Genomic DNA, 10,777 nt, shown 5'->3' with positions numbered 1-10,777 from the left:
CCGTCAGCCCCTGGCGCGGCCGGCCCGGCCGCGCCGCATCGCTGCTCCGTTCGACGTCATCGTGGCCATCGAGATGGCGGCCAGCCCCAGCAGGAACATCACGGCGCCCGTGACCAGGCAGGTGACGATGTTCTTGCCCCGATCGACCTCACCCGAGACGACCCACGGGGAGATGATCGTCCACGCGCCGAGCAGGGTGGCCGCCCAGGCCCGTGCGTGGGTGCGCTCGTACGCCGAGCCGTAGCCGGCCATCAGCACGCAGTAGGCGATGCCGACGATCAGGCAGGTGACGGTCAGCGTGCTGAACGCGGTGAAGCCGACGATCCACGGCGAGGCCGCCAGGAACAGACCGGCCAGAACGGCCAGGGCTTCGACGCCCTGGGCCCGCGGGGTCAGCGTGACCCGCTCGTAGTGCTCCCGGAGTTCGACGATGTCCGGATGGTGCTCCATGCCCATCGGCGCTTGGGTCGACACCGATACCACCTCCTAGGTTTCGAACATGGAGGGCTCTAGCCCAGTACCATTCTGGCGCCGTTCGCCTGTTTTGCACCTTTTGCCCCGGGCGACTACTCTTCCGCACCCACTCCGACACCCGGCGGTGACGGTACGGGTGACCTCCGTCTCACCGCCGCCTGCCGCCCTTGCCTATGCAACTCGTTGCATAGCAGGATGCCGGTCATGGCACTGGAGCACGCGATCCTCGTCTCGCTGCTGGAGCGACCCGGCTCCGGCTACGAACTGGCCCGGCGCTTCGACCGGTCCATCGGCCGCTTCTGGACCGCCACCCACCAGCAGATCTACCGGGTGCTGCGGCGGATGGAGGCGGACGGCTGGGTCCGCGCCGAGGAGGTCGCCCAGGACGGCCGGCCGGACAAGAAGGTGTACTCGGCGGCCCCGCCCGGGCGCGAGGCGCTCGCCGGCTGGCTGCGCGAGCCCGTCGAACCGGAGACCGTCCGCCACGAGCTGGCCGTCCGGATCCGGGCCGCCGCCTTCGACGACCCGGCCGCGCTGATCCCCGAGGTCGAGCGCCACCGGGAGGGCCACGCCGCCCTGCTCGCCCGCTACCTGCACGGCGAGCGGCGCGACTTCCCGGCCGCCGGGACGCCGGGCGCGCTCGACGCCGGGGAGCGGCTCCAGCACGTGGTGCTGCGCGGCGGCATCGAGTACGAGCGGATGACGCTCGCCTGGCTCGACGAAGTGCTCGCCACCCTGCGCGAGTTGGCCGACGACCGGGCCGCCACCGACCCCGGATCCGACCGCTGACCACCGCCCGCCCCTCCCGCCCCTCTCTCCCCCCTTCCACCCGCCCTCACCCTCACCCTCGACCCCCGGGAGCCCGCGATGCTCTTCAACCCGCGCACCTACGACCCCGCACAGTACGACGAGCCGACCCGCCGACTGCTGCGCGCGACCGTGGACTGGTTCGAATCGCGCGGCAAGAAGGCGCTGGTCGACACCTACATCGACCGTGCCTGGTACGCCGACTTCCTCGAATTCGCCGCGAAGGAAGGCCTGTTCGCCGAGTTCCTGACGCCCTCCTCGGCCGACCCGGCCAAGCGCTGGGACACCTCCCGGATCGCCGAGCTGAACGAGATCCTCGGCTTCTACGGCCTCGGCTACTGGTACACCTGGCAGGTCACCATCCTGGGCCTGGGCCCGGTGTGGCAGAGCGAGAACGAGGCCGTCCGGGCGCGTGCCGCACGCCTCCTGACGGAGGGCCACGTGATGGCGTTCGGCCTCTCCGAGCGGGGCCACGGCGCCGACATCTACTCGACCGACATGATCCTCACCCCGGACGGCGAGGGCGGCTTCACCGCCACCGGCTCCAAGTACTACATCGGCAACGGCAACGTCGCCGGCCTGGTCTCGGTGTTCGGCCGCCGCTCGGACGTCGAGGGGCCGGAGGGCTACGTCTTCTTCGCCGCCGACAGCCGCCACGAGGCGTACCACCTGGTGAAGAACGTGGTGAACGCCCAGATGTACGTCAGCGAGTTCCGGCTGGAGGAGTACCCGGTCCGCGCCGAGGACGTGCTGCACACCGGCAAGGCCGCCTTCGACGCCGCCCTGAACACCGTCAACGTCGGCAAGTTCAACCTGTGCACGGCCTCCGTCGGCATCTGCGAGCACGCGATGTACGAGGCCGTCACGCACGCCCACAACCGGGTGCTGTACGGCCGGAAGGTCACCGACTTCCCGCACGTGCGCCGGGAGTTGACCGACGCCTACGCGCGGCTGGTGGCGATGAAGCTGTTCTCCGCCCGCTCGGTGGACTACTTCCGCACCGCCTCCCCCGAGGACCGCCGCTACCTGCTCTTCAACCCGATGACCAAGATGAAGGTCACCACCGAGGGCGAGAAGGTCATCGACCTGATGTGGGACGTCATCGCGGCCAAGGGCTTCGAGGCGGACACCTACTTCGACAAGGCCGCCAAGGACATCCGCGGCCTGCCGAAGCTGGAGGGCACCGTCCACGTCAACCTGGCGCTGATCCTCAAGTTCATGGCCAACTACCTGTTCGACCCGGCCGAGTACGCCCCGGTGCCGACCCGGCAGGACGCCGCCGACGACGCGTCCCTGTTCCGGCAGGGCCCGGCCCGCGGTCTCGGCGCGATCCGCTTCCACGACTGGCGGGCCGCCTACGACGCGCACGGGCACCTGCCGAACGTCGCCCGCTTCCGCGAACAGGCCGACGGCTTCTGCGAGTTGCTGCTCAGCCACGCGCCGAGCGCGGAGCAGCAGGCGGACCTGGACTTCCTGCTGGAGATCGGCCAGCTGTTCGCGCTGATCGTCTACGGCCAGCTGGTGCTGGAGCAGGCGGCGCTCACCGGGCTGGACGCGGACCTGCTGGACCAGGTCTTCGACGCGCTGGTGCGGGACTTCTCCGCGCACGCCACCGAGCTGCACGGCAAGGCGTCCACCAGCGGGGCCCAGGCGGCGTGGGCGCTGGCGCACGTGCGCCGCCCGGTCGCGGACGCGGCGCGGGCGGCGAAGGTGTGGGGCATGGTCGAGGCGCTCTCGGGCGCCTACGAGATGGCCCCGTAGGAGGGACCTCCGGGGGTGCCGGCCGGCGGACCGGCGCCCCCGGGGCCTTTCCCGCGTCCGGCTTCTCGCCGGCGGGGGTCAGAAGGTGAGCTTCCAGCTGTCGATGTAGCCGACGTCCTGCGGGCCCACGTCCTGGACCTTGAGCTTCCAGGTGCCGTTGGCCGGCACGGCGGAGGCGTTCACGGTGTACGTGGTCTGCACGTTCGGCGCGGAGTCGCTGCTGCTGGACTTGAGGCGGAAGGCGGTGCCGTTCGGCGCGACCAGGTCGATGACGAGGTCGCCGCGGTAGGTGTGCTTGATGTCCACGCCGACCTGGAGCGCCGCCGGGGCGTTGCCGGTGCGGCCGGTGACGGTCACGTCGGAGGTCACGGCCGAGCCGTTGTCGGGGATCTGGACGTCGGCGGTGTTCTCGAAGACGGTGCCGGTGGGCGGGGTGGTGGAGCCGGCGGCGAGGGTCCAGACGGCGTAGGCGATGGCGTCGCTCATCCGGTCCAGCGCGGTGTCGTTGATGTTGGCGCTGGTGTCGCAGGAGGAGTGGTAGCAGCGGTCGAAGGGCTGGCCCGCCGTTCCGCCCCACTTCGCCGCCTGGGCGCTGGTCTTGGTGTAGTCGGCGCCGCTGAACAGTCCGCCGACCCGGATGCCGGCGTTCTGGAACGGGGCGTGGTCGGAGCGGCCGTCGCCCTCGAAGTCCTGCTCGGTGCTGATGCCGAGGCCGGCGAAGTAGTCGCGGAACAGGGCGTCGAGCGCGCTGTCGTAGCGGTAGGTGAAGTAGCCGGGGTTGGGCGAGCCGATCATGTCGAAGTTGAGGTAGGTCTCGATCTTCGAACGCTCGGTGGCGGCAAGGCTGTTGACGTAGTTCTTGGAGCCGACCATGCCGTACTCCTCGGCGCCCCACCAGCCGAACCGCAGGTGCTTGGTGGGCTGGAGGCCGGCCCGCGAGACGGCGAGCGCGGTCTCCAGGACGCCGGCCGAGCCGGAGCCGTTGTCGTTGATGCCCGGCCCGCCGGTGACGGAGTCGAGGTGGGCGCCGGCCATCACGACGTGCGAGGTGTCGCCGCCGGGCCAGTCGGCGATGAGGTTGTAGCCGGTCGAGCCGTTGTAGCTGAAGGTCTTCAGCGAGGTGGTGTAGCCGGCCGCGTCCAGCTTGCTCTTCACGTAGTCGATCGAGGCCTTGTAGCCGGTGCGGCCGTGGGCCCGGTTGCCGCCGTTGGCGGTGGCTATGGACTGGAGCTGGGCCAGGTGCGCCTTGACGTTGGCGACCGGGATGTCGGGGGCGGCGGCCGTCGCCGGTGCGGCGGGGGCCGGGGGCGCCGCGGGAGGCGCGGGGGCCGCCGAGGCGGCGGGGACGAGGAAGGCGGCCGCGAGGGTGACGGCGGCAGCGGCGGACAGGGCGGATCGGCGCAGGCGGGATCGCCGCGGGGCGCGCTCGGTCAATGGGGGCTCCGGTATCCGGTGGGGCAGAACGGAAGCGCGTCACCTCACGGGCGGCGGAGGGATGTTGAGGGGGTGTGGGGCCGCCGGCCGCGCCGAAAAGTTGACGCGACCATGATGATTGGGGGAAGCCGGGTGTCCGTCAAGGGGCGGCGGGCAGGTGACAGCTGACAGAATCTGAAATCTGTCATCCGTTATCTGTCAGCTGATATCTGTCAGTCGTCAGCTGTCAGCGGTCGGTCGTCGACCCGGGGCTGCTCAGGGGTGCGGGGCAGCACCGCGCGGACGACGGCGCCGCCGTCGTGGTTGCCCGTCGCGAACCGGCCGCCCAGCTCCTCGGCCCGCTCGGCCATCGAGCGCAGCCCCACGCCCGAACCGGCCCGTCGCGCCGTCCCGCTCCCGTCCCAGCCCTCCACCGGACCGGCCGGGAAACCGCAGCCGTCGTCCCAGATCTCCACCACCACCGCCTCAGGCCGCACCCGCAGCGTCAGCCGGGCCCGGCCCGCCCCCGAGTGGCGCAGCACATTGTGCAGCGCCTCGCCGCTGATCCGCAGCGCCGCCACCTCGACGGCGGCCGGCAGCACGGGCGGCGGATCCGGGTCCAGCACCAGCGAGATCCGCACCCGAGGCCCGTCCAGCTCGGCGACCAGCCGCCGCAGCGCCACCGCGAGCCCCTCCCCCGCCAGCGCGGCGGGCGCCAGCCCCTCGGTGATCCGACGCAGTTCGTCGATCGCCTGCCCGATCCCGGCCGACACCGCGACCAGCGAGCGGGCCGCCGGGGAGCCCTCGGGCACCGTGGTCCGCACGGTGTCGACGCCGAGCCGCAGGCCCGAGAGGGTGGGCCCGAGGCCGTCGTGCAGGTCGTGCCGCAGGCGCCGGCGCTCCTCCTCGCGGGCGAGCACGATCTGCCGCCGTCCGCGCTGCAGTTCCTCGTACATGCGCAGCGAGGCGATCGCGGGCGCGGCCTGGTCGGCGAGGAAGCGCAGCACCTCGTGGTCCTGCGCGTCCAGTTCGGGCTGCCCGGTGCGCGGCGGCGCGTACAGGTCGCCGATCACCGCGCCCTCGTAGCTGAGCGGGAACACCTGGCTGGCCGGTCCGAGGGTCCCGACGGCGGCGGCTTCGTGCGGCCCGGTGCGGGTGTGCAGGACGACCCGGGCGCCGGGCAGGCCGAGGGCGTTGACCACGGTGTCGCAGAGCAGGGGCGGCGCGTCGGCGGGGCTGACGGCACGGCTCAGCCGCTCGGCGAGCGCCCGCACCACCTGGTAGGGGCGGGCCCGGTCGCCGTAGTAGAAGCGGTCGACGGCCCGCACCACCCACCGGGTGGTGGGTCCGAGGAGCCCGCCGATGGCCAGCGCCCCGGCGGCGAGAAGTTGCGCGGGCGCGCTGCTGGCCGCGGGCAGGGCGCGGCGCAGCAGCAGCGCGATACCGAGGTAGCCGGCGATCAGCACGGCGGTGAGGGCGAGGACGCTGAGCATCCGGCGGGTCGCCCGGTCGAGGTAGCGGGAGCGGTCCCGGGTGAAGGCGTAGCCGACCGCGCCGAGCATCCACAGCGCGGAGCCGGCGAAGTAGGCGACCGCCGCGACGCTCTCCGAGCTGCCGAGCCGCAGCGCGATGTTGGTGGTGACCAGCCAGACCAGGTAGGGCACCAGGACCGCGGTGACGCTGCGGTGCGGGCGGGCGGAGCGCCGCCAGCGGACGGCGGCGACGGCGAGGCTGGTGACGACCAGGCCCCAGGCGACCAGGGTGGCGTGCCACTCGTCCAGCGGCAGCCCGCTCCCGGGCGGCACCAGGATGTCGCCGTGGTAGGGCAGCGGGCTGCGCAGGCGGACGGCGCACGCGTGGACGGCGCTCCAGAGGGCGATGGCCGCGACGTAGGCGCGGCCCGGTCCGCCGGGCAGCCGGCCCTCGGGCAGCCAGAGCGGCAGCGCGAGGGAGACGAAGATGAACAGGGCGACGGAGACGAGCAGCAGCGCCGTACCGAGGGCCTTCCCGGCGGGGCCGGCGCCGGCGACCGCGCCGGCGAGGAGGGCGAAGCGGGAGAGGCAGCCGAGGAGCCCGGCGGCGAGCAGGCACCGGCCGAGGCTGCGGCCGGCGGGCGGTCCGGCGGCGGGGCCAGCGGCGGTTCCGTCGGGGCCGGGCGCGGCGCGGTGGGCGAGGATGAGCAGCCCGGAGAGCGCGAAGGCGAAGCCGAGGAGGACGGTCTCGCCGTCGTGGAGGTAGAACGGGGCGGCCCAGGGCGCGTCCGGGTGGGTGACGGCGAGCAGGACCCAGCCGAGCCCGCTGAGCAGGGTCGCGCTGCAGGCCCAGGCCGCCGGGCCGAGGACGGCGCGCCGGGGCGCGGCCGCGGCGCGCGGCGGGAACGCCGACGGTGCGGGCGGTCCCGCCGGGCCGTGCGGGCGGGCGGGCCGGGTGGCCGGCCCGGCGGTGTGCCGGGCCGGGGTGGTGGTGGCCTGGGTCGCGGCCGGTTCGCTCATGAGGGCCTCCTCCCCCGCATCCTGCGGGTCCTGCCGTCCCGGCGGCGCGGGACGACGGTCCGGTCCCGGCCCCGGCCCGGGGCTGCGGGGTGGCGGCGGGGTGCCCGCGGCGGGCGCGGGTCAGCCGTCGCCGAGCCCCATGTCCCGGGCCCGGGCGACGGCCTCCGCGCGGGTCGCGACGTGCAGCTTCTCGAAGATGTGGGTGACGTGGTTGCGGACCGTCTTCTCGGCGACGACCAGTTCCCGGGCGATCCGGCGGTTGTCCAGTCCGCGGGCCACCAGGTCGAGGACCTCCGCCTCGCGGGCGGTGAGCGCCGGGAAGAGCTGGCCGGCCTCCCGCACCCGGGCCCCGGCGAGCAGGGTGGTGATCCGCTCGGCGACGTCCGCGCCGAACACCGCGCCGCCGGCCGCGACGGTGCGCACCGCGTGCAGCACCTCCTCACGGCCCGCGCCCTTCACCAGGTAGCCGCGGGCCCCGGCCTGGAGGGCGGCGAGCAGGCTGCCGTCGTCGTCGGCCATGGTGAGCATCAGCACCGGCGGGGCGGGCTGCTCGGCGGAGAGCCGGCGGGTGGCCTCCAGCCCGGAGCCGTCCGGCAGCGAGAGGTCCATGACGACGACGTCCGGGCGGTGGCGGGCGACCGCCTCCGGCACGTCCCCGGCGCGTTCGGCCTCGGCGACGACGGCGATGCCCTCGGCGCTTTCGAGGGCGGCCTTCAGGCCCTCCCGGAACAGCGGGTGGTCGTCGACGATCAGGACCCGCACGGGCGCGGCCGGCGACTCCTCGTCCGGGCGGCCCTCCGGTTCCCGCGGGCCTTCGGCGGGCTGTTCTTCATCCACCTGGCCGACACTACCAGCGATGCCGGTGTGACTTTCCGTGACAGGCCTGGCGGCCGCGGGAACGCGCCGCGCCGCGCGCCGCGCGCCTGGGCGGACAAGACCGCTGCCCCATGCGCCCGGGACCGCGGGTGGCCGAGACTGGACACAGCGCGCCCGGCCCGGCGACCGGTCGTCGGTGGGCCCCCTCCCACCCGTCCCTAGGCGGTGCCATGACCACGGTGATCCCCTTCCGTCCCCGGCCGCGCACGCCCGCCGGGCCCCTGCCGCGCCGCACGGCCGCGCAGCGCCAGCTCACCGCCGCGGCGGCGGTCACCGTGCTCTGCCTGGCGGTCGCCACCCTCTGGGTCTGCTACGTCCTGGTCCACCTCGGCGCGCCGGGCATCGAGGGGCCCCGCGACCAGTTGGCGATCCTGCTCTACGCGCTGCCGACCGCGGGTGCAGGGATGCTGCTGCACGCGCACCGGCCGGGAAATCCGCTCGGTTGGGTGATGCTGCTCTACGCGCTGACGGCGATCCTGCCGAGCGCGACCGCGGCACCCGTCTGGGTGGAGGTCTCCGATCCCGGGATCGTGGGCGCGGCGGCGGTGGTGCGCGGGGTGTGCGACACCGTCAACCAGACCCTGCTGTACGTGCTGCCGCTCTGGCTGCCGGCCGGCCGGCTCACCACGCGCCGGTGGTGGTGGTACATCGGCGCCGTGACGCTGTGGGAGCTGCCGTACGAGATGTCCTTCCTGGACCGCACGACCGTCTTCGGACACCCCAACCCGCTCGCCGACAGCCCGCCCGCGAACTTCTTCGGCTCCGTCTACGACCATTTGGAGAGCCTCTACGACCCGGTCCGGTACCTGCTGATCGGCATCGTGACCGCCGTCCTGCTGGCGCGGCTGCTGCGGCGCACCGCGCCCCGGCAGCGCGCGCACATCGCCGGGATGCTGGGCGCCTACCTGCTCTGGGCCGGCATGCAGGACTACTACATGCGCCGGTTCCAGTACGAGTACTGGCTGAGCTACTCGCTGTTCACGGCGGCCGGGGCGGTGTGGGCCGTGGCCGTGGGGTTCCTGGTGGTGCGCGACGGGGGGTGGCGGCTGGACCGCGCGGCCCGGTCCGTGCTGACCGGACTGCTGCTCGCCACCGGGCTCACCGTGGTGTTCGTGGTGTGCGCGGCGGTGCTGTCGGGGTGGCTGGTGCCCGGCCGGGGCGCCGCCGCGCTGGTGCTGATCGCGCTGGTCTTCGCGCTGGGCGCGGGCCTGCCGCGGGCCGCCCGGTGGGCCGTGGGCGTGGTGGACCGGCTCTACTACGGCGACCGCGCCCAGCCCTACCAGGTGCTGCGGACGCTGGCCGGGCAGGTCCGGCAGGTGGTCGAGCCGGAGCGGCTGCCGTCGGCGCTGTGCACCGCCGTCGCGGACGAACTGCGGCTGCCGGGGGTGGCGCTGGCCGTCACCACCCGGGCCGGGCGCCGGTCGCTGGCCGCGGTGGGGCGGCTGGACGGGCGGGTCCAGGGCTTCGAACTGGTCCACAACGGGGCGGTGATCGGCGAGTTGACGGTCGGGCTGCGGGCCGGTGAGGAGCGGTTGGAGTCCAGCGACGTCGACATCCTGCGCTCGCTCGCCGACCAGGCCTCGCCGGCCGTCGCCTCGCTGCGGCTGCAGGAGGACCTGCAGGCCAGCCGGGAGCAGATCGTCGCGGCGCGCGAGGAGGAGCGACGGTGGCTCCGGCGGGACATCCACGACGGGCTCGGGCCGGCGCTGGCCGGGCTGCGGCTGCGGGTCGACAACGCGGCCTCGGCGGCGGCGGACGGCTCCGGCGCGGGCGCCGGAGCCGGAGCCGGGGCCGGACCGGAGGCGATCGCGCAGACGCTGCGGGGCGTCTCGGGCGACCTGGCGATGGCGATCAAGGAGGTGCGGCGGATCACCGACCGCCTCGGGCCCGCGCCGCTCGGCGAGTTCGGCCTCACCCGCGCCGTCCAGCATCTGGCGGCCTCGTTCAGCGGCGACGGGCTCGCCGTCTCCGCCGCGCTGCAACCGGACCCGCTGCCGGAGCTACCGGCCGCCGTCGAGGTCGCCGCGTACCGGATCACCGCCGAGGCGCTGAACAACGTGCTGCGGCACGCCCGTGCCCGGCACGCCCGGGTGGCGCTCCGGGCGGACGAGGCGAACCTGACGCTGACCGTCCAGGACGACGGGGTCGGCCTCGGCCTCGTCCAGGCCGCCCCCGTTCCGGCGGTCGGTGCGGACGCGACGGGCGCGACGAGCACGGCGGTCGGTGCGGACGCGGACACGGCGGACACGGCGGACCCGACGGCCGGGGTCGGTCTGCGGTCGATGGCGGACCGGGCTGCCGAGATCGGCGGACGCTGCACCGTCGATCGGCTCCCCAGGGAGAGCGGCACCCGGGTGCTGGCGGTCCTCCCCCGGCACCCCTCGCAAGAGGGGCTCGGCACGGGTAACCGACGGTCGGGCGCCGACAACTGACAACTGACAGATTTCAGATAACAGATGACAGATTTCAGACTCTGTCATCTGTCAGTCGTTCACCCGCACCGGCCGCCCGCCCCCGGCGCCGGGGGCTCCGGCGCCGGGGGCGGGACGGGACGGACGGGGGAAGGAGGATCGGGCGGGGAGGATGCGAGGACGAGGCTTCCGCAGGCGATCAGTGCCCGCAGTCCCTCTCGCCCGGCTTGCAGCTGCGCGCGGTCTCCGCCACGCTCTCGGCCGCGGGGGTCACCTTGGCCGCCGCGCCACCGACGGCGCTCCTGACGACCGCCGCCGCTGCGGCGAGGCCGACGATGACGGACGCGACGCCGAGCGTCTTCGATGCCGTGTTCGTTGCCATGGGGGGTACTCCAAATTCTTCAGCTCCGAACGGTCGAGTCGATCAACCGCTCCGCCTCCCACTCTGGCCGTCGCCGCGCCCCGGGCGCATGGGCCCGCCGTCCCGTTCCGGTCCCAGAACGGGACGGCGGACAGGACGGCGGACGCGACGGCGGGCCCGTC

The 10,777-nt window shown here is 74.1% G+C and carries 8 protein-coding genes; 3 read left to right on the top strand and 5 right to left on the bottom strand.

Annotation, left to right across the window (positions count from 1 at the left end):
• Positions 1 to 3 precede the first annotated feature (3 nt).
• Positions 4 to 474: an SPW repeat protein gene (locus tag ACFVFS_RS35090; RefSeq protein WP_380628933.1), complete on the bottom strand. Its 471-nt coding sequence runs from the start codon at positions 472 to 474 to the stop codon at positions 4 to 6.
• Between the two features lie 204 nt (positions 475 to 678).
• On the opposite strand from ACFVFS_RS35090, the gene ACFVFS_RS35085 reads away from it, so the two are divergent.
• Both ACFVFS_RS35085 and ACFVFS_RS35080 read left to right on the top strand, forming a co-directional pair.
• On the top strand, positions 679 to 1,263 hold the full coding sequence (locus tag ACFVFS_RS35085; RefSeq protein WP_380628932.1) for a PadR family transcriptional regulator: 585 nt from the start codon (positions 679 to 681) through the stop codon (positions 1,261 to 1,263).
• A 78-nt stretch (positions 1,264 to 1,341) separates the two neighbouring features.
• Positions 1,342 to 3,042, top strand: coding sequence for an acyl-CoA dehydrogenase family protein (locus ACFVFS_RS35080; protein ID WP_380628931.1), 1,701 nt, complete (start codon positions 1,342 to 1,344; stop codon positions 3,040 to 3,042).
• Positions 3,043 to 3,120: 78 nt separating this feature from the next.
• Here the strand turns inward: ACFVFS_RS35080 and ACFVFS_RS35075 are convergent, their stop codons facing one another.
• The 3 genes from ACFVFS_RS35075 to ACFVFS_RS35065 all read right to left on the bottom strand — a co-directional run bounded on the left by ACFVFS_RS35075 (position 3,121) and on the right by ACFVFS_RS35065 (position 7,709).
• Positions 3,121 to 4,476: a M28 family metallopeptidase gene (locus ACFVFS_RS35075; protein ID WP_380628930.1), complete on the bottom strand. Its 1,356-nt coding sequence runs from the start codon at positions 4,474 to 4,476 to the stop codon at positions 3,121 to 3,123.
• 212 nt (positions 4,477 to 4,688) lie between these two features.
• On the bottom strand, positions 4,689 to 6,947 hold the full coding sequence (locus tag ACFVFS_RS35070; RefSeq protein WP_380628929.1) for an ATP-binding protein: 2,259 nt from the start codon (positions 6,945 to 6,947) through the stop codon (positions 4,689 to 4,691).
• 120 nt (positions 6,948 to 7,067) lie between these two features.
• Positions 7,068 to 7,709 (bottom strand): response regulator, encoded by a 642-nt coding sequence (locus ACFVFS_RS35065; RefSeq protein ID WP_380628935.1) that lies wholly within the window; start codon positions 7,707 to 7,709, stop codon positions 7,068 to 7,070.
• 284 nt (positions 7,710 to 7,993) lie between these two features.
• Between ACFVFS_RS35065 and ACFVFS_RS35060 the strand changes: the two genes are divergently transcribed.
• Positions 7,994 to 10,255, top strand: a complete 2,262-nt coding sequence (locus tag ACFVFS_RS35060) for a sensor histidine kinase (RefSeq protein WP_380628928.1) — start codon at positions 7,994 to 7,996, stop codon at positions 10,253 to 10,255.
• A 178-nt stretch (positions 10,256 to 10,433) separates the two neighbouring features.
• On the opposite strand, the gene ACFVFS_RS35055 is transcribed toward ACFVFS_RS35060, so the two are convergent.
• A complete protein-coding gene (locus ACFVFS_RS35055) occupies positions 10,434 to 10,616 on the bottom strand; it encodes a hypothetical protein (protein WP_380628927.1) in 183 nt (60 codons plus the stop codon).
• Between the last annotated feature and the right edge of the window lie 161 nt (positions 10,617 to 10,777).

The sequence above is a fragment of the Kitasatospora sp. NPDC057692 genome (genome assembly GCF_042799475.1).
In the GTDB taxonomy this organism is placed as follows: Bacteria; Actinomycetota; Actinomycetes; order Streptomycetales; family Streptomycetaceae; genus Kitasatospora.
This window is presented reverse-complemented; position numbering and strand designations above follow the sequence as displayed.